This window comes from Proteiniphilum sp., from assembly GCF_034927365.1.
Classification (GTDB): domain Bacteria; phylum Bacteroidota; class Bacteroidia; order Bacteroidales; family Dysgonomonadaceae; genus Proteiniphilum.
In genome coordinates this window covers 243295-263512 of record NZ_JAYFQD010000007.1, presented here as the reverse complement: position 1 = coordinate 263512, position 20218 = coordinate 243295, and the positions used below count along the sequence as shown (strand labels likewise).

Annotated in this window: 15 protein-coding genes and 1 tRNA gene; 12 read left to right on the top strand and 4 right to left on the bottom strand. The window is 47.9% G+C overall.

What is annotated here, in order from left to right; genetic code table 11:
- The first annotated feature begins 41 nt into the window (after window positions 1-41).
- The 8 genes from VB073_RS04670 (at window position 42) to VB073_RS04635 (ending at window position 12683) form a co-directional block, all read left to right on the top strand.
- The gene (locus tag VB073_RS04670; protein WP_323402982.1) at window positions 42-623 is read left to right on the top strand and encodes a DUF3575 domain-containing protein; all 582 of its coding nucleotides are present in this window, start codon (window positions 42-44) and stop codon (window positions 621-623) included.
- Between the two features lie 10 nt (window positions 624-633).
- A complete protein-coding gene (locus VB073_RS04665; RefSeq protein WP_323402981.1) occupies window positions 634-2091 on the top strand; it encodes a DUF3868 domain-containing protein in 1458 nt (485 codons plus the stop codon).
- 57 nt (window positions 2092-2148) lie between these two features.
- Window positions 2149-3834: an Mfa1 family fimbria major subunit gene (locus VB073_RS04660; RefSeq protein ID WP_323402980.1), complete on the top strand. Its 1686-nt coding sequence runs from the start codon at window positions 2149-2151 to the stop codon at window positions 3832-3834.
- 198 nt (window positions 3835-4032) lie between these two features.
- Window positions 4033-5019, top strand: a complete 987-nt coding sequence (locus tag VB073_RS04655) for a FimB/Mfa2 family fimbrial subunit (RefSeq protein WP_323402979.1) — start codon at window positions 4033-4035, stop codon at window positions 5017-5019.
- A 30-nt stretch (window positions 5020-5049) separates the two neighbouring features.
- Complete coding sequence (locus VB073_RS04650) at window positions 5050-6585, top strand: hypothetical protein (RefSeq protein ID WP_323402978.1); 1536 nt, start codon at window positions 5050-5052, stop codon at window positions 6583-6585.
- A 21-nt stretch (window positions 6586-6606) separates the two neighbouring features.
- Window positions 6607-7638: a fimbrial protein gene (locus VB073_RS04645; RefSeq protein ID WP_323402977.1), complete on the top strand. Its 1032-nt coding sequence runs from the start codon at window positions 6607-6609 to the stop codon at window positions 7636-7638.
- Between the two features lie 14 nt (window positions 7639-7652).
- On the top strand, window positions 7653-8519 hold the full coding sequence (locus VB073_RS04640; RefSeq protein WP_323402976.1) for a hypothetical protein: 867 nt from the start codon (window positions 7653-7655) through the stop codon (window positions 8517-8519).
- A gap of 30 nt (window positions 8520-8549) precedes the next feature.
- On the top strand, window positions 8550-12683 hold the full coding sequence (locus VB073_RS04635) for a T9SS type A sorting domain-containing protein (RefSeq protein WP_323402975.1): 4134 nt from the start codon (window positions 8550-8552) through the stop codon (window positions 12681-12683).
- 504 nt (window positions 12684-13187) lie between these two features.
- On the opposite strand, the gene VB073_RS04630 is transcribed toward VB073_RS04635, so the two are convergent.
- Window positions 13188-13688, bottom strand: a complete 501-nt coding sequence (locus tag VB073_RS04630) for a flavodoxin (RefSeq protein WP_323402974.1) — start codon at window positions 13686-13688, stop codon at window positions 13188-13190.
- A gap of 137 nt (window positions 13689-13825) precedes the next feature.
- On the opposite strand from VB073_RS04630, the gene VB073_RS04625 reads away from it, so the two are divergent.
- Window positions 13826-13897, top strand: a tRNA-Arg gene (locus VB073_RS04625).
- Between the two features lie 59 nt (window positions 13898-13956).
- Here VB073_RS04625 and VB073_RS04620 read toward each other — a convergent pair.
- The gene (locus VB073_RS04620; RefSeq protein ID WP_323402973.1) at window positions 13957-14973 is read right to left on the bottom strand and encodes an MsnO8 family LLM class oxidoreductase; all 1017 of its coding nucleotides are present in this window, start codon (window positions 14971-14973) and stop codon (window positions 13957-13959) included.
- A gap of 112 nt (window positions 14974-15085) precedes the next feature.
- Here VB073_RS04620 and VB073_RS04615 point away from each other — a divergent pair, with 112 nt between their 5' ends.
- Together VB073_RS04615 and VB073_RS04610 are read left to right on the top strand one after the other, a co-directional pair.
- Complete coding sequence (locus VB073_RS04615) at window positions 15086-15649, top strand: DUF4256 domain-containing protein (protein WP_323402972.1); 564 nt, start codon at window positions 15086-15088, stop codon at window positions 15647-15649.
- A 55-nt stretch (window positions 15650-15704) separates the two neighbouring features.
- A complete protein-coding gene (locus tag VB073_RS04610; RefSeq protein WP_323402971.1) occupies window positions 15705-16502 on the top strand; it encodes a DUF1080 domain-containing protein in 798 nt (265 codons plus the stop codon).
- Window positions 16503-16644: 142 nt separating this feature from the next.
- Here VB073_RS04610 and pckA read toward each other — a convergent pair whose 3' ends face one another.
- Complete coding sequence (gene pckA, locus VB073_RS04605; RefSeq protein ID WP_323402970.1) at window positions 16645-18237, bottom strand: phosphoenolpyruvate carboxykinase (ATP); 1593 nt, start codon at window positions 18235-18237, stop codon at window positions 16645-16647.
- A gap of 302 nt (window positions 18238-18539) precedes the next feature.
- Between pckA and upp the strand changes: the two genes are divergently transcribed.
- Window positions 18540-19199 (top strand): uracil phosphoribosyltransferase, encoded by a 660-nt coding sequence (gene upp, locus VB073_RS04600; RefSeq protein WP_323402969.1) that lies wholly within the window; start codon window positions 18540-18542, stop codon window positions 19197-19199.
- Here the strand turns inward: upp and VB073_RS04595 are convergent.
- A complete protein-coding gene (locus tag VB073_RS04595) occupies window positions 19196-20185 on the bottom strand; it encodes a glycosyltransferase (protein WP_323402968.1) in 990 nt (329 codons plus the stop codon). The two genes, upp and VB073_RS04595, sit on opposite strands and share 4 nt — an antisense overlap.
- Window positions 20186-20218 lie beyond the last annotated feature (33 nt).

Sequence of the window (20218 nt, the reverse complement as noted above, 5' to 3'; positions counted from 1 at the left end):
AATATTATAGATAGCATTACAATTATTATAATAATTATATTATGTATAAGATTAATCACAAGTTTTTTGTGGTCATTTTAGCATTAACGGCTTCCTTATCTGGAGTTTTTGCGCAGAAAGTGGCTATCAAGAACAATCTTCTTTATGATGCGACTGCCACGCCCAACCTTGCGTTGGAGTTGGCGATGAGTCGAAAAACTACACTGGAACTGGGTGCAGGACTCAACTGGTTTACTTTTTCCGACAATAAAAAGTTCAAACACTGGCTGGTGCAACCCGAGTTGCGCTGGTGGACCTGCGACGTGTTCAACGGCCACTTCTTCGGCCTGCATGCCCATGGGGCACAGTTCAACGTGGGCGGATGGGATATTCCGGCGGGACGCCTCGACGCCTTCAAGGATAACCGCTACCAGGGATACCTCTATGGGGGTGGCCTCAGCTATGGTTATCAATGGCTGCTAACCCCGCGCTGGAACCTGGAGGCCAGCATCGGAGCCGGCTATGCACGTATTCACTACGAGAAGTACCCCTGCACCGGGTGTGGCACCAAGATCGACGAAGGGAAGCATAATTACTGGGGTGTGACCAAGGCGGCGGTATCACTAATTTACATTATCAAATAAGAAAGCAGAAATGAAGACAAAGAATATCATATATCTTATCATTGCATTCTTCACGGTTATTCCGGGGACATGGGCCCAGGATGCACGCCTGTCGGACATCAGGATTGAGAATCTGTCGACGGTAAAACAGCATGACCGGCTCTCCGTTTCGTTCGATATTTCGCTCGATGCATTGCAGGTGCAGAACAATAATATGCTGCTGCTGACTCCTGTGCTGAAATCCAACGCTAACAATCTCGACAATGTAGCGCTTGAGCCCGTGGTAGTGGCCGGTAAGAAGCGTAACAAGGCACTTGTCCGCAAGCAGGTACTGGGAGAAAAACTTCCTTTTTCGGGTGAACCGGTAGCATGGGTAGTGCGCCGGAACAATACCTCGCAGTCGGTACATTATACCATGACTGTGCCCTTGCGGGGGTGGATGCAGGATGCATCGCTTTCGCTGGTACACGAGGTATCGGGCTGTGCCGATTGCATGAGCCTCGAAGGGGAGCAGCAGCTCGTCGATAATATTCTTCCGGCCCCTTATCAGCCAGTGTATAAGTTGACTTATGTGATGCCGGAAGCGGAGGTGAAAACAAGGAGCGACCGCCATACCGCCACCTTCAACTTTGTGGTGAACCGTTGGGAACTCCGTCGCGATTTCAGGGACAACGCTTCCAAGTTGAGCGAGGTGGACAGGATCGTGAGCGATATCCGTAACAACCCCGATTTCCAGATCACCGAGTTTGCCATCGACGGTTATGCCTCGCCGGAGTCAAGTGTACCGCACAACAAAATGCTGGCTGAAAACCGTGCCAACGCGTTTGCCAATTACCTGGTATCGAGATTCGGTATCGACCGCAACCGTTTCAGCGTGACGGGACATGGCGAAGACTGGGAGGGACTGCGTAAAGCAGTGGCAGCTTCCAATATAGCCGACAGGCAGGTAGTACTCGATATCATTGACAATGTATCGAATCCTGATGCCCGCGATACCGAACTGATGAAACTTTCGAGCGGTACAACTTACCGTACGCTGCTCAACGACTACTATCCGCCGTTGCGCCGTACCGAATATGTGGTGGCCTACACCGTGCGTGGTTTCAACGTGGAGGAAGCGAAGGAGATCATCAAGAGTGACCCGAGGCTGTTGAGCCTGAACGAGATGTACCTTGTGGCACAGACCTACCCGGCCGGCAGCAGGGAGTTCAAGGAGGTGTTCGACGTGGCCACGCGGCTCTATCCCGACAGCGACATCGCCATCCTCAACTCCGCTTCGGCAGACATCGAGAGCGGCAGTATGAACGCTGCCATCGAGCGGATGCTGAAGATAGCCGACAACCCGAAGGTATGGAACAATCTGGGTGTGGCGTATGCCCGCAAAGGTGATTTTAACAAGGCAAAAGAATATTTTACCAGGGCGGCAGCACAAGGTGATAATGACGCCCGAGCCAATCTGGAAGAGTTACACAAAGCAATTGAAAAATAGTAAAAGAGAGACAATAAATTAAACAAACAATTATTATTCATTTTTAATTTTCAGCACATGAAAAAATTAAGCAAGTTATTATTAATGGCTGTTGTAGCCCTCGGAGTGGGGTTTACAGCATGTAACAACGATGACATCGACGGGCCGCAGGATGGTCAGAAGGGTAACACTCACGTGAGTGTGACCTTGAAGTTGTCGTCGAACGCCCTGAGATCGGCTGGTCCCGGTCAGCCAGACGAGTATAATCCGGTTGGAACCTGGGCTGGGAAAGATAAATTCGATAAAATCAGAATTTATCTGGTAGATGGTTCGTCAGTCTCTTCATCAGAATTTATAGTGGGGACAGATTATACTGTAGTAGATGGTTCAAATAATCCAACTGATCCAACTTACAAACAGAAATACTTGAAACCGGAAGCTTCTGCCGCAATGAAAACTACAGCCGGCCAGAAAACCGTATATGTAGTGGTGAACGAGACTCCCGCAGTGAGAAACTGGTTGAACAAAACGCCTGTGCATGAGTTTGAGCAAGCATATAAGAATATCGCACTTGTGCTCGAAAATTCTGGACCAAGTCTATCAGTTTCTACTTCTGCATCAAAGCTTGCTACAATTAATACAGTTGATGAGTCAATCGTAATGACCACTATTGATCCCCAACCTTTAAATGTATTGGCTAACGTTTCAGCAACTGAGACTATTGATGAATCAGTGAAGAAAAACAGAGCATCTGTTATTGTAGAAAGGGCTGTAGCTCGCGTGATGGTAACCATCAAAGATATGCCTGTAGGAGGATATAAAATTCCGGATCCTAATGCACCGGCAGCATCAGACTTAGGTACTATTTCTGACATTACATGGGTAGTGGCACAAGGTGAAAATTCCTTGTTCGTACAACGCAATAAAAACAATCCATGGGAGTGGGCTACACCAAGCTGGGATTTCAAACCAAGTAAAACTGAATTCTACGCTCAGGGAACAGATGGATCAATAGCAGGTAATCAAAAATACGACTACTCAGGCTTGTTCGAAAATCCTTCTAATCATTTTGGAGGAACCACAGTACCCACTTACACGGATTATGCAACAAATAAGCTTGATGATCCTATTGAGCTTGAAACAAGATGGTTAGACGGTAAATTCATATTGCCGACCACCCACACTTATGAAACTGCTCCTGCAGCTTCTAGCGGAGCAGCTTATACCGGTGGATATGTAAAAGGTAATACTGCTTATGTCCTTATCAGGGCTAAATTTACACCTGAAGATGCTGCTTTTGCCGATACTGACCCTAAACCTGCGGACGGAACATTCTACGTGGGAAAAGATGGTAAGTTTTATACTTCAACGGCCAATGCCATGGCTGCCGGTAATACTGAAGTAGCCAAGTATCCAGAAGGTAAAATCTTATATTATGCATGGTTGAACCCCGACCAGGTTCCTAACTGGTACAACTCACCGGTATTGAGAAATAACATTTACCATATCCATATCACCGGTTTCAAAAACCTGGGAACCAACTGGAATCCCCTTTATCCCGAAGATCCTGATGATCCGACGTATGATCCGACTAATCCGAACAATCCCGATCCACGGCCAGTGCCGGAAGATCCAGGCGTAACAGAACCTGAAAACCCGATTGATCCGGAAGAACCGTTGACAACTTCAGAAACCTGGATGAGTGTGGATGTAACTGTATTGCCCTGGAAGGTCCATTCTTACGAAGTGCCATTAGGAATTTAATAAGACAGTTATAACGATAAAACGTTAGCATAAACAATCAAGATGCCCGGGGGAGGAGACTTTCAGGAGACTCCTCTTCCTCCGGGTTCTTTTAAAACAACAACCAAACATTTTTCCGGCTGATACTATTTGTATCCATGCTGAACCGGGAGAAAATAAGTAAACAAATAAATTGAAATAACTTTCAAAACGCAACGAATGATGAATTTACGAAACAAGATATTGATAACGCTGTTCGCGTTGGGAACAATTTTCTGGGGTTGCGACTCTCTGATTTATGATGATTTAGCCGATTGTCCCCAAGGTGTATATGTGAAATTTTACTCAATGACACCTTGTGAGTCAGATTCAACGTTCATCGGGAGCGTTGCTTCGCTTACCCTGTTTGCGTTTGACGAAAACGATAAATTAGTTACTTCGGTAACAAAAGAAAACGTCACGCTGAGCCGCGATTATGAGGTGTTGATGCCCGTATCCGACGGGAACTACTCCTTCGTGGCATGGACGGGTATCGACGGTAACTTTACCAAAGGCACCTTCACCGACGGCACAACCACCAAAAAGGACTTGATGCTCACCCTAAAGTCTGCTTCGGGCGTGGCAGCCAACCTGGAGGGTACGAATGTATGGCAGGGTGAAAGCCCCGTGGTATTCCTTCCCGATCCGGCAGAGTATGCCAGCTTCTACGCGTATACCGCTGTAAGGTTGCGTGAGGTGACCAACCGGGTGGAGCTGATCGTGGAGTTCGACAAGGCAACGATGAAGGATTACGATATGGACGAGTTGAATGTGGAAGTTTCCTCGGGTAACGGTAAGATGCGGATCGACGGTACCATGCCGCTCAAGCAGGATGTGCTGGTGTATCCCTCTGCCGCACCGATCTTTAACGACAACGTGGCCACCTGGCACTACAACCTGCTCGATCTGACGACAGGATACGACAATAAGTTACATATCTATTATACAGGGAACGAAGCGGAAGGAGAAACTGTTTTTAACGGTGACCTGATTGCCATGATCCTGCTGGCAGCTCAGAATGGACAAGCAAATCTCGACTGCGATAATGATTTTACTGTCAAGGTAGTAATTAAAGATTATTGCGTAGAGTGCTGGACACATTTCAGCTGTTCCATTTATGTGAATGACTGGTTAGTGCACAGCTACAGTACTCAACTGGGTTTTTAGTCCCGGTTCTTTAAAAGAACAGCTTAGACTATGATGAAGTTACAAAGAATATATTTACTGCTTGTCGTGTTAATCCTCGCTTTCACGGGGTGTGACAAGCTTATCTACGACCAGTACGATCAACCGGAAGATGGAGGCGATGTTGAATCCAAAGTGTACCTTTCGGTGAATATTCGGTCGGCACAACCCAATAGCGGGTTACGATCCATCAACTACGATGCGCTGAATGAGGATCGTGTACGCGACCTCGCCATGGTTATCTTCAAAAGTGGTGCTGCTCCTACAGGAGGTGAGATGGTTGGTGTGTACACCACCAGTAGCTTAGGCAGTAGCGATGTGGCTACGCGTGCCATTACCGCCGAAATAAAACCGGATAAGTATGACTTCTACTTTGTGGCTAATATGGGTCTGACGGAAGCCTGGATTAACGCTAATATTGCCAATAGAGCCGCGATGGATATCTATCTGGCGGATGCTGCACGTAGCATGAGCCTGAATCCGGCATTATATGAGGGAGCTTCAAGCTCACTGGCTTTCCCGATGGCCCGGATATATATGAATCAGGAGATTACATCGGGTGGGACCATGTATCAACCCAAGCCGTTTAAACCAAAACAATACCTGAGTGAAGAGTACCAGGTAAGAGTAAATGAAACAGAGGGTGGCGGGGAAATAAAGGATTACGTGGAGCTTATCCGTGTGGTGGCCAAACTGGAAGTCATCATCGAATCTGCTTCCGCTCTAAACGTGAGTCAGGTCTATTTCCGCAATGCCAACGGGCATTTCCGCCTGGTTGAGTTTGACGCACCTGCAACCGTATACTTCAATGAAAAAGGATCCAATACCCCGTTGAGGGATATCAGTCCCTCCACTGCCCCCAAGACATCCTATATATATTATATGCCCGAAACTTTTCTTCCGTCTACATCCACATTATTGTGGAACGACAATGTTTTGGCTGAAAATAAACCGATCAACTATTTTACAGTTGTGACGAACACTTTGCAGCAATATGATGTCCCTATCATCTCGAATCTGGCTACAATCACCTATACCGAAAGTTATTTGTCCAAGGCTAAAGGGACATTTGGCGGGTTTACGCCCAATTACAATATATACCGCAACCGTCGCTACGAATACAAGCTCCGGATTATAGACCAGGACATCGAGATAGACTACAAGGTGGTAGAGTGGAACAAGGTGGAAACACAACTCTATATGGGCTATGGCTACAATGTGGAGATAGACGAAGCCGGAAAGGTGACCATCACCAATACGGTGCAGGCATGTGCCCCCAACAAGGTAGTGCTCAGGGCTGTGAACGGTGCCCATTTTGGAACCCCTTCAGAAACCGTCAAGAGCTTTGGTTATGATACAGACCCAGGACACACCGGTGGAGATATGGCAGCAGGATACTCCGCGGCTATGGGAACCCTCACGCTCCCTACCTCCATGGTGTCGGATGCTGAATATCTGGAAGTATATTACATCACTTATGTTGAAAGCGCTCCCGGAGTGCCCGACGCTGCCAAGAGCAACAAAGTGCACACTTTTAAGAAACCCTAACCCTGATAAGTTAGCTATATAATGAAAAAGATAGGACTCATAACATTGTTTGCCGGCTTGCTGTTCGCCGCCTGTTCTTCGGACGACGAGACCAACAACTTGCCGACGACCAACGAAACGATAACGATATCATACTCCGTACCCAGATTCGGCGTGGAAGCGACCACCGGCATGCGTGCCGGAACCGATCCCGGCTCTTCTGCCGAGCAAAGGGTGGAGAGGCTCGCCCTGTTCCTCTACACCATAGACGGCAATGCAGTGGATCCGGATCCGAAAATATATGTGATCTCAGGCGCTACTTTCACCGGAGGTACATGGGACAAGACCGACGCAACCGGGAACGAGGGAACCATCAAGCTGTCCCTGAAGCAGGGACAGGCCGGGCAGCGTTATGTCTATTTAGTAGCCAACTATCCGTCAACAATGGACTTATCTGCAGCTACGTATAAGAATCCGAATAATTTGAGAATTGCCCAGCTGGGTGCCGATACTAATCCGTGGTCCACCATTGGCACGCCCGTAGAGGGTCGTACGAAGGCGCCGCTACTGATGACAGGCAAGACGGCGGGAGCACATAACTTCGTGAGCCAACCTCATTTGCAGACCGTATCACTGATACGTGCCGTAGCCAAGGTGCAGCTCAACATCAAGTTGTCCCAGGGCTATCAGGATGCCTTGACCAAGGGCGGCAATACGCAGTACAAATACCGCTACGTTGGCTTTGACAGGCAAACCTGGTTTTGGAAACCCGATCCGAAAACAACAGATGCAACAACTTCCGCATGGACAGGATGGAGCAATGAGCTGAATACGACTGTCCCTACGCCGGACACAGGCGCAGGCTACAAGACAGCGAGCGGAAAAGTGACCGAACTAAGCCTCACCACCTACCTCAATGAGCGTGACGACCTCGGTGCCAAGATCGAAATCGAGCTCCCCACCGTGCCCATCGGCCCTCTGCCTCCGCCCGAATTCGGCCCCGAACTCTATACCCTGCCGTTGCCCGGCAAAATCGAGCGCAACACATGGTATTCTTATGACGTAACCATCTGACAAAAGAACGAGATATGAAATATAAACACCTATACATCGCATTTGTGGCATTGGCTGTTGCCTTCACGGGCTGTCAGAAGGACCTGCTCGACGAAGGTTACGAGAACGGTACTCCCGCCGCCGATGCCAATGTCGTCGTCACCCTGGCAACCGCCCGCACTGACGGTAAACTGTCGCTGGCGGTAGATGCCGGTAGCGCCCACCGTCCGGGAGTATGGATAGACCTCAACGGGGACGGCCTGCGTGCCACTGATGCTTCCGAAGATATTACCGCGTTCGATACATACATCGAATACCTTCTGCCCGAAGGTACGAAGACAGTGGACATCTACGGCGCCATCACCTACCTCGGTGCTGCCGAAAACCAATTGACCGGGCTTGATGTATCGGGCAACACGCACCTCACCACGCTGAATGTCCCGCTCAACGAGTTGCGCGCCATCGACTTGGGCCGCAACACCCTGCTGGAACGTCTCGACCTCTCCGGCAACCGCCTTACCGCACTCAACGTGTCGGCCAACAAGGCGCTGCTCTCCCTGTGGGTCTTCAATAACGAACTCAAATCGCTCGACCTGTCGGCCAATACCTCCCTCGCATTCCTCGATTGCTCGGGTAATGGCCTCACTCACCTCGACGTGACCCGCAATACCGGCCTGGTGCGCCTGTTGTGCCACAACAACGCCCTTACCTCGCTCGACATCTCCCGGAACGGGCTGCTGAACCGCCTCTGGCTCTTCGGCAACCAGCTTGCCGAGAAGGAGACAGAAAGCCTGATCGCCGCGCTTGCCAATGCCACCCGGGGCGACCTCTGGATTACCGACAAACCGTTAACTCCGGCAATGGCTACCGCAGCCGGCGCAAAAGGATGGGTAGCACAGTAGAAGAAACAAGAATAGAAAAATATAGCAATCATGAATATATCCCATAGCCGTTTATTCGGAATAGTGATAGCAGTGATAGGTCTTATAGCGAGTGTACAGGTGTATGCGGACGGGTCGAGAGAACTATACGATGGAGTATCGGGAAACCGTGCGTTCCTGAGAGTCCATACAGAGTCTACTGCAAACTGGCCCTTTCCCAACAGGGGGAACCACTATGTATATGCCAAAAGAGGCGAAACCATTACCCTGGCATCGAGCGCAGTAATATCAACAAATAAAAGAATTCATCTCTATGACCCGGATGGGATTGAAATAACCTCATTCTTAGAAGGTTCGGGGACAAACGGAATAATTTCTAATCGTACGGAAGAAACCGGAGGTCCTCGTGCCAAAGGCGCAGCGTCGGGTGGTGGATATATTCCTTTCTATTATTCAGTAAATGCAACCACCGGTAAAGAGGGTATTTACAGGGTGGAATTTGAGTCTACAGGAACCGGTAGTACCGCACCCGATATCGGTGCTACCGCAAATTGGACACAACCTGCTTCCAGTGCCCTGATCGCTGCCTGGGATATATCTATACATAATACAGCATCCGGCGCATTTATAAAGGGACGTGTATATGTCAATGAGTTGACAATGAGTATAGTCAGTAACTCCTCAACTTCTAAGGGCTTTTATACAAAGATATATGTCTTGACAAAGGACGGATATATCTATCGTGTCAGCAACAATGGAAGTAATGGTATATACTTCACTTTCTTTGTGAACAACAATGGTTTTTTTAAACCGGGAGAGAAGGTACCCGGCTATGAGAGCTTGACAACTTCCACATACGCCAATATTAAGGACCGTGTACATAATCCCAACTATGCCGATATAGTAAATGATAACGAGGCACAAATCACTCATAAGTTATTCTACACGCTGCCCGACCAGACCATGCCCGCAAGTGCGTCTATTGCCACAACGACTAATGCCAACGGAACGGCTGGAACGTATAATACAAGTGCAACATGGCAATCAGGGCAAACTACTTGGCTACAAAACATTCCCAAAACGCCGAAAGTTGAGTCAGGCTCAATAAGCCTCGTAGGCGCTGATGGAGTTGTAGGACAGATCAGTAACAAGGGAGGAAAGATCAAGTTTAGGGGTGATGCAAACGGTACTTATAGAATTCTCATAAGTAGTACTCAAACCAAAGGTGATCCCTTATGGTTCGAGCCCCGTATATTGACCGGACCCGCCAATAGTGGCTGGAATGAAATACCCTGGGACGGGAGAGCTGGAAAAGAAGACGAACCTATTGTCCCCGACAAGTTGCTTCCCCCCGGTCTTGTCCCGGTAAAAGTGGAAGTAGTGCTGCAAGGGGCAGAAGTGCATTTCCCATTCTTCGATATGGAATACAATTCACGAGGAATCATCATTGAATTGTTGGATGAAACAAAGCTTCATCTGGATCCCGTCCCGGCGAGAGGCGCTAATGCTGATTTGATTTATTGGAATGACACAAAAATTACTACCGCTAACGGCACTAACTCAAAAAACGAGAGTCATTTATACGGCAAGACAGGTGTCCATAGTAATGCCGGTACTCCACCGGGTGCACACAAATGGGTAGATAATTTTGGAGATAACAGGTCTATCGACACATGGACATTTATTGAAGGAGAGAAAGATGAGGTAACAACCCAAGCTTCTGTAAAAACAGCCGACCTGAGAATAAGATCGCTTGCAAAAAACCGGAGCATTGTCCGCAAGGGCGATGAGGTTGAATTTACCGTAGAAGTACAGAACGGATTTGATGGCCCAGGGTATTATAACTCTCCCGTGGAAAGTGCGCTCTTTACCTTCACCTTACCCGGTGGTTTCACCCATAAGGCAGTGACCCTTGTAGGCATTCAGGAAGGTTCAGCACCCCCACTCGGCACAGGAATCACGGCAAGTGCGGAGGTTGTACCGATTAGTTTTAATACTACCACCAACAGGTATGAGTCCAGACTGACGTTCCTCAACCAGGCCATATTTACCTACAAGTTCACTGCCACCGTTACCGCCACCTCAACGAAATGGAATGCAGATGATATGAAGGCTATAGCCACCATTTTGCGTCCGAATGACGTGACCGACCCGGATGCCACTAATAAGAGTGACCCCCTAAACCCATTGGCTGACGAATCGACCTATACCCCGTGGCCGGACATGACCAATTGGCCCAATGTGAATGATAAACACATAAAGCCTTTTGATGCGCATTACGAATGCATGTTTCGGGACGAGACGCTGATGGATGAGTTGAAAGCCGGCTTGTACACCTATCTGGATAAAACGCAACCTTGCAACAACATCGCAACAACTTCACTTACGCCGGTATATAACTTCTGGCACGGGACGGAAAGTTCCGTATGGACGGATACAAGAAACTGGACGGACCAGATTGTGCCGGAAGTGGGAGAAGACATCGAATTTGCCACAGCCGCAAACAATGGCACAAGTAGCGAGCCGGGACGCGGAACAGGCTCTCAACAGGGAGCAGCCGTACGTGACCTGCACTTGGACGGTGCAGACCAGAAGTACCCTGCCGATACAGATTATAGCGGAGGGCGCATTATCGGCGACTTGATTAATAAGTCCGCGATGAACCTGGTAGTGACCAAAGGCAACCAGCTGCGCATAGACGGCAAGGTACACGACGGCAATACCGGCATACTCGTGGTAGAGGCCGACGGAAATAATGCAGTAGCCAACGGTACGCTGCTCTTTAAAAACCCGGGCATCAACACAGACACGCAGGCAAAAGTGCAGTTCTACAACCATGCCTATGATTGCGCCACTTGCGGATACTATCGCCGTTCATGGCAGTACTTCGGCATCCCGGTGACCACAATTGCCAATCCATTCCCCACTACTTCTGCACTGGGTACCATCACCGTGCGTCAATGGCTGGAGACGAAGGACGGCGATAAATGGGAATCCAATGTGTCCACCGTATACGCCCTGAAACCATTCAAGGGCTACGAGATGACAAGTGCCCGTACCACTCCCACCACCGATGTGCACGAACTGTCGGGCAAGCTCAACCTGGTAAATATGGACGAAACGATGAGCTATACGACCACCGTCAACTATACCGGCGTCAACCTGATAGGGAACTCATATACGGCAGCCATACCTATCAGCGAACTGCAACTGGGTAATGGTACCGCTGCGCAGATGGAACAAACGGTTTATCTCTTCAATACAGGTACCCGCGACCAGTGGAAGAAACTCAACGGTGACAAGCACAACGAAGAGGGCCTTGCCGCAGGACAATACCTTGCCGTACCGAAAGGTCTGGCAGGAACCACTCCCGCAGGCTCTTCGACGGCACTGCCCGCCATCATCCCATCTACCCACGCCTTCATGGTACTGGCAAAGACCACCGGTGTACAGGTGAAAATGGAATATAATAAACTGACTAAGAATGCATTGGTGAACGGTATCGCCACTCGCTCGGCATCCACCGCCCCGGCTACCCAGTTGCCTTCATTGGTGATGGATGTTATCGGTGAAACGTCTGTTGACCGCCTCTGGATATTCAATAAGCAGGGAGCCACGCATGGTTTCGACGACGGTTGGGACGGCCGCAAGATGCCGGAAGAAGGCATTACCCAACTCTACGTGGCCGCCACCGACAACAGCCAGCTGCAAGTAGCTACCGTGCCGAATATGGATAGGGTAGCAGTAGGCTTCGTACCTAATATCGATGGTAAATACACGCTGGAGTTTGCCTTGAACGACCTGCTGTTGCGCGACGAGGTCTACCTGAACGACGCTGTAACTGGTACCCGGTTACGCATCACCAACGGCAGCACCTATACGTTTAACGCGAAAAAAGGCGACAACCCGAACCGTTTTAGCTTCTCCTACAAGTCCGTGGGTGGTGTGTTCTCCGCCGACGAGTTGCTGATTGATGTACTACTCACCGATGAGGGCGTACTGAAAGTGACCAACCGTAGTAATAAGCCCTGCACCGTCTTCATATCCGATGAGGCAGGTAACTTGATGCAGCGTAACGAAGCTCCCGCCGGTGGCGAGATAGCTGTGGAGGGGCTTGCTAAAGGCACGTACATAGTGCGCTTGCAGAACGCGGTGGTGAACGATGTGCGAAAAATAACCAAATAGGTGGACAAGTATTAAGTGATTAGGTGGTTAGGAAGACAAACAGCTCCCTACACCGATAAGATAAAAAGTTACGGAACCCGGTATATTTCACGATATACCGGGTTCCGTGTTTTATTGTCTCACATTGGGGGTGAAATAGAAATTCAATCCTTCATAACTTCCTCGTTTGGCGATATTTTACTCTCGGAGTTGGAGCACTTTTACTCTGGAAAATGGCTTATGGGTCATCGAATAAATGTCTCCTCCTAAAATCCATAGTACCAGTGAACCAGTTTCGCTGTTTAATTTGTCTTTTTCTTCCACGGTAATTCTCCCTGGATGAGCATTAGATAATATATTCCTTTATTACAAAAAATATCGTTACGAATAATAATAATAATATTGTAATGATGCCATGATTACAAACCAATTCGGAAATTCTTCCGCACCGTCGCCGAGGAGAAAGGATGGGAGGTGAAGTGATATGGCAACTTAGAAACTATGTGTCATTGATGGGAAGAGAATTTACACGAATTCTTTTTTCAGCGCTTCCACCCATCTTGCCAGGCGCTCTTCGGTCATGTCGTACTCGTTGTCCTCATCAATGGGAAGTCCTATCCACAAGCCGTCGATAACGGCGGTAGACTCGTCGTAGGTGTACCCCTCATCCGGAACACGGCCTACAATTTCTGCTTTATCGGATATTTCATCATAGACCACTTTCATCGATTCTGCAAAGCTGGTCGAATAAGAGGCGCTGTCGCCCAGGGCGAAGATCGCAACCTTCTTCCCGGTGAAATCTAATCCGGCAAAAGAGGGTAGAAATCCCTCCCAATCGTCCTGTAGATCGCCTATGCCCGTAGTGGATGTGCCTACCACGAAATAAGGATAATCTTTTATTTCATCGAGAGTGACATACTCCACGTTATATAAGTCGGCATTTCCGTCGAACAGATCCTGCACCTGCTTTGCCACAGATTCCGCGTTTCCGCCCGATGAGCCGTAAAGAATGGCTATTTTATTCATAGTTGTGTGATGACTTTTTTAATTTATAGATTAACAACTTATAAGGGAAATTGTTTGTCGGTGTGAGATGCAAAAATTTTCTCATGCCTGTTTCTTTTGCAGATAACCGGAAAAATGCTATTTTTGCAGTTCCATCCGGCGCGGTAGTTCAATGGATAGAATAGAAGTTTCCTAAACTTTAGATTCGGGTTCGATTCCCGGCCGTGCTACTCAACAGGAAAAGTGATTGATCGGATCGCTTTTCCTGTTTTTAATTCGCAATAATCTTTCAATCCCTCAAATGGTTTACCAGCAACTCAAGACTTTTGAGCCGCTGAGTATGATTGGCCGTTATGATCTGAAACATGATTTCTTCGGCACCGTATGCCTGCCTGATCAGTTTTATCTCCCGTGCCACTGTTTCGGTTTTACCGATGAGATACCTTGGTGGATGGAGGGGGTTGTTTAATCGTTCCATCAGGATTGAACTGCCCAATTTTTCAAGCGCTTCTTCTTCCGGGATATATGTTCCGGTGATTATTCCCGACTGCATCTGTTTGAACATATATTGCATGGGAGCAGAGAATTGCAGGGCCAATTCGTCCGTGTCGTGCACATATACACTCAACGAGAGGGTCAGCTTGGGCCTTTTGTGTGCATAGGGCTTTTCGGAGGGCTGGAAGGTGCGGGTGTATGTAGAGATGATAGGATACGTGCCGCTGGTATTGATGAATGAGGCAAAGACATACGCCAATCCTAACTCTGCCGCGGCTTCCGCACTGAAACTGCTTGATCCCAACAGGTACACATTGGGCAAGCCGCCATCGTTATAGGATCTTACCTTCCCTTTTAATGGATGATTTTCGGTGAAGTCGTCGGTAAGCCATGCCAGAAGCTCTACAAGCTGCTCTCTTGAATCGTCGAATCTCTGGTAAGAGGAGCGATTACGCTGCAAGGCTACATCAGTGTATCTTCCGGTGGTTGCCCTGCCGATACCCAAATCAATCCTGCCCGGATAGAGTTCACACAACGTTCCAAACAGTTCGGCAACTTTAAAAGGACTGTAGTGATTCAGTAAAACGGCACCTGAACCTACATTGATCCGTTGGGTGTTTTCGGCTACCGCGGCGATCAGTACTTCAGGGCTTCGGCCGGCGGCATTGGCCAGGTTGTGATGCTCGGCAAGCCATATACGCTGAAAACCTAAATCTTCAACCAGCCTCGCAGTTTCAATGGTATTTTTCAGGGCTTGCCTTCTGTCACCCCCATAGGGTGTTATGGATATGTCTACGAGTGATAGATTCATACTGCTTTTTACTGATAGAACATAGTTATCGCCCTGATTGTTTAGATGTAAAGGGATATATCCCGCTTACATAACGATAGATTGGTTGATTGAATACAAAAAAAAGAACCGTATGAATAATAAGAAAGAATTGCCGGAAGGGGAGGTAAACATTTTGCTGGAGACTTTGAGGAACCGTTTCGAAAAGAATATGAATCGGCATAAAGGAATCGATTGGAGCAAGGTCCGGAGACGGCTGGAGGTGTCTCCCGAAAAACTATGGTCGCTCAACCAAATGGAAGAGACCGAAGGGGAACCCGATGTGATTGGCTATGACGCGCAGACGGATAAGTATCTCTTTTGTGACTGTGCCGCGGAAAGTCCGAAGGGACGCAGAAGCGTTTGTTATGATCCCGAAGCGTTGGCCTCGAGGAAGGAACATAAGCCCCGCCATAGCGCCGTGGGGATGGCACAGGAGATGGGTGTATCGCTGTTGACCGAGGAGCAGTACCATGCCCTCCAGCAGTTGGGGGAGTTCGATATCAAGACTTCGAGTTGGATCGTGGCGCCCCCTGATGTACGGAAGCTGGGTGGTGGGTTGTTCGGCGACAAACGCTACGGACGAGTGTTCATCTATCATAACGGTGTTGAATCTTATTATGCGGCAAGAGGTTTTCGTGTTATTTTAGAAGTGTAATGTGAAAAAAGATTATCTTTGCTTTTTTATTATCAAATTTAAATAGCACATAATCATGAGGTATAACAATCTTTTTATCTTGCTGGCTGTTTTGTCTGCCGCTCTTTTGGCTTCCTGCACCACGAAAAAAACATCCGAAGCAGAATGGGTACAACTTTTTAACGGTATAGACCTGACAGGGTGGACACCTAAAATTACCGGCTATGATGCGGGTGATAATTATGGAAATACGTTCCGTGTAGAGGATGGCATGATCAAGGTACGTTACGACGGTGGATATGAATCCTTCGATGACCGTTTCGGACACCTTTTCTACAAGGATCAGTTCTCGCATTACAAGCTTCGAGTGGAGTACCGTATTGTGGGCGAGCAGTGCCCCGGTGCACCCGGTTGGGCATATAAGAATAGCGGCATCATGGTACATGGCCAGACGCCCGAATCGATGGAGAAAGGCCAGGATTTTCCCACTTCCATTGAAGTGCAGTTGCTCGGCAGTGATTCGACCGTACAACGTACCAATATGAATGTCTGTACTCCCGGAACCAATATCGTGATGGATGGCAAACTGGTACTGGATCATTGTATCAACTCCTCTACCGGTTATTTTTACGGTGAAGATTGGTATACCGCGGAAGTGGAAGTGAGGGGTAACGAGGTGATCCGACATATCATTAACGGTGATACTGTCTTACAATATTCACAACCGCAACTGGACGAAAGGGATGGTACATATGCCAAACTGATTGGCCTGAACGGTGGAGATAAGATGCTAAGTAAAGGTACGATCTCTCTTCAGAGCGAAGGGCATCCAATTGATTTCAGGAAAGTGGAGATCATGGTGCTGGAGAAGTAAAACTTGCCGCCGGGTACGCCCGATGGTGCTGGCAGAGAACGATTAGACACAAACCGAAAAAAAATAAAAACCCGCTTCACATCTGCGAAGCGGGTTTTTTATGGATGATACTTAACGTTTTCGTTAAGCAGGTCTTAACCTGTTAGTCTAATTGCGGTCCTGAGGGGATCAATGCAATAGCTGCATCGTTGTCGCAATATTGCTTGAAGTTTTCAATATACATACCGGCCAGTTTCTTGGCTTTAGCTTCCCATTCGCTCTTGTCGGCATAAGTGTTACGCGGATCGAGAATGTCGGAAACACCTTCCAGTTGAGCGGGAGCCGTCAGGTTCATGATAGGTACATGGATCTTTTCAGCCTTTTCGATAGAACCGTCAATGATAGCATCGATGATAGCACGTGTATCTTTCAGAGAGATACGTTTGCCGGTTCCGTTCCAACCGGTATTTACCAGGTATGCTTTGGCGTTATGTTGATTCATCTTTTCAACCAGACGTTGTGCGTACATAGTGGGGTGCAGCGTGAGGAACGCTTCTCCGAATGCGGGTGAGAATGAAGGCTGTGGTTCGGTGATACCACGCTCTGTACCTGCCAGCTTGGAAGTAAATCCGCAGAGGAAGTGATACTGTGCCTGATTGTCATCGAGGATAGATACCGGAGGCAATACGCCGAATGCGTCAGCCGACAGGTAGATGATCTTGTTGGCGTGGCCTGCACGTGAGGGAAGAACGATCTTGCTGATGTGGTAGATAGGATAGGATACGCGGGTGTTCTCGGTAGTAGAACCGTCGGCGTAGTCAATATTACCTTCATCGTCCACAGTTACGTTTTCCAGCAATGCATCGCGACGGATAGCACGCCAGATGTCCGGCTCGTTCTTTTCACTCAGGTTGATCACCTTTGCATAGCAACCACCTTCGTAGTTGAATACGCCGTGCTCATCCCATCCGTGTTCGTCGTCACCGATCAGGAAACGTTTCGGGTCGGCAGAAAGAGTAGTTTTTCCTGTACCGGAGAGACCGAAGAAGATAGCTACATCACCCTCTTCTCCTACGTTGGCAGAGCAGTGCATCGAAGCAACGCCTCTCAACGGCAGGTAGTAATTCATCAGGGCGAAGATACCTTTTTTCATTTCGCCACCATACCAGGTACCACCGATCACCTGCATTCTCTGGGTAAGATCGAACAGGGTGAAGTTTTCTGAGTTCAGGCCTTGTTCTTTCCATTTGTCGTTGGTTATTTTGGAACCGTTGAGACATACGAAATCGGGTTCTCCATAGTTGGCCAGTTCATAGTGTGACGGACGGATGAACATGTTGGTCACGAAGTGAGCCTGCCATGCTACTTCCATCACGAAACGTACTTTCATACGAGTGTCGGCATTGGTGCCGCAGAAAGTATCAACCACGTACAATTTAGTTGCTTTGGAAAGATGGTTGGCTACCAATCCCTTGCAATAGTCAAACGCTTCGCGGGTACAGGGACGATTGATAGTACCATCCCACCACAGCGTGTCTCTGGTGATGTCATCTTCAACGATGAATTTATCTTTGGGAGAACGGCCGGTAAACTTGCCGGTGTAAACGGCTGTTGCACCGCTCTTTGTTAATTTAGCTCTTTCGAAACCTTCGTTGGCAGGATTCATTTCATCCTGGTAAAGCGTCTCGTAGGAAGGATTATGAACGATCTCGAAATCGCCCGTAATGCCATACTTGCTTAAATCTAAATTTGCCATCTTGATAAAATTTGGGTTTATTATTATGATTTTTATAACACTTGCATGTGGCTCAACCTAAAACAGGCATACAAAAGTAGACAAATTCTTTCAAACAGTAAAATAATTAAAGAAATTTTTCTTTAATAGTCTGTTTTTTTCCGCACATCCTTATTTGAACAAAAAAATCATGGCAAAAGTTTAGCTAAGTGCAGAAAATCATTACCTTTGTTTTCCGGAAATAATTACTTCGTTCAGCCAGTTGAAAGTGATATTTGTTTCACTTCATGTTCAACTGAAGACGATAAAACTGATTTACAAAAATGGAAGTAAATAACTTTTCGGACAATAATTCCCTGCTTAACTCTTTTATCCGTGAAATAAGGGATATCACCATTCAAAACGACCGGCTCCGGTTTCGTAGAAATATAGAACGTATCGGTGAAATCATGGCTTATGAGATTAGCAAAGGCTTCCGTTATAAGACAATTGAAGTGGATACGCCACTCGACAAGGTTAAAGTGAATATTCCGGATGAGGATGTGGTGATTGCCACCATTCTCAGGGCAGGCCTCCCGTTCCATCACGGTATCCTCAACTATTTTGACGGGGCGGAAAATGCTTTCGTTTCGGCATACAGGAAATACAAAGAAACCGGCCATCAATCCTTCGACATCCATATCGAATATATCGCGTCACCCTCTATAGAAGGAAAGACGTTGATCCTCTCCGATCCGATGTTGGCTACAGGAAGCAGCATGGATTTGACTTACAGGGCACTACTCACCAGAGGTGCTCCGGCGCATATCCACATCGTCACGATTATTGCCAGTCGGCAGGCGATCGATTACTGTAAAGTTAATTTCCCCGAAGAGAAGACGACGATCTGGGCTGCCGCCATCGATCCCGATTTGAACGAATCGTCCTATATTGTACCGGGTATCGGTGATGCCGGCGATCTCGCTTACGGGCAGAAGATCTAATCGTAGAATTTTTTTTCGAACGCCTTGAATTCTTCTTTCCTTAGTATCAGCCGTTTCCAGACCGCTGAAAGGAATCCTGTTCCATAGCCCGTCAGTTGTATCCATGCCGCGGCAACGCTGTAAAATGCCACTTTTGCCGACCTATTTTTTGACAGTGAATCGATAAAGACCAATAGCGAATATAGCAGAGGGATAAGCAGGAATATAGGATTCAGAAGAGAAAGAACGAGAACGATTATCATCCCTACAACAAAGGAGGCGGGTAACAAATGTACTATTTTTAATGATCCGGGATGAGCAAGGTGAAGATTGATGCGCGCGATCCCCGAATTGTAGACCTGCTTGAAGAATTGGGTAAAGGTGCTCCTCCGTTTATGATAGACATATGCCTTAGGGATAAGTGCCGTCCGGAAGCCGTTTGCCTGCAGCCTCAGACTGAGATCGATATCCTCTCCGAATCGCATGGTTCCATACCCTCCAATCGCCTCAAATGCTTTCTTCGATACACCCAGGTTGAAACTCCGCGGATTGAATTTCTCCATCGATCTTTTACCGCCGCGGATACCACCCGTGGTGAAGAAAGAGGTCATCGAATAGTTGATCGCTTTCTGTATCGTGGTAAAAGTTGGTAGCGCCGCGTCCGGCCCTCCATAGGCATCCGCATAACACCCTTCAAGCGACAGTGAGACAGTCTTTATATAATCCGGTGGGATGATACAGTCGGAATCGAAGAATATAAGGTAGTCATATTTAGCGTGGGCAACGCCGGCATTCCTGGTGAGGCCGGGACCGGAATTGGGCTTCTCAAAGTAGGTGAGGTCGAGCCTGTCGCGATATTTTTCCACCACGACGTCGCTTTTCCGGGAGGATCCATCCTCAGCAATCACTACTTCAAACCGTTTGTCTGTCTGCTCGCAGAGGCTCGCCAGAAGTTCGTCCACCTCATCGGGGCGGTTATAGAGCGGGATTACAATTGAGAAAAACATTCCGTAAAAAATAAACTATTAAGCACCTGTCCA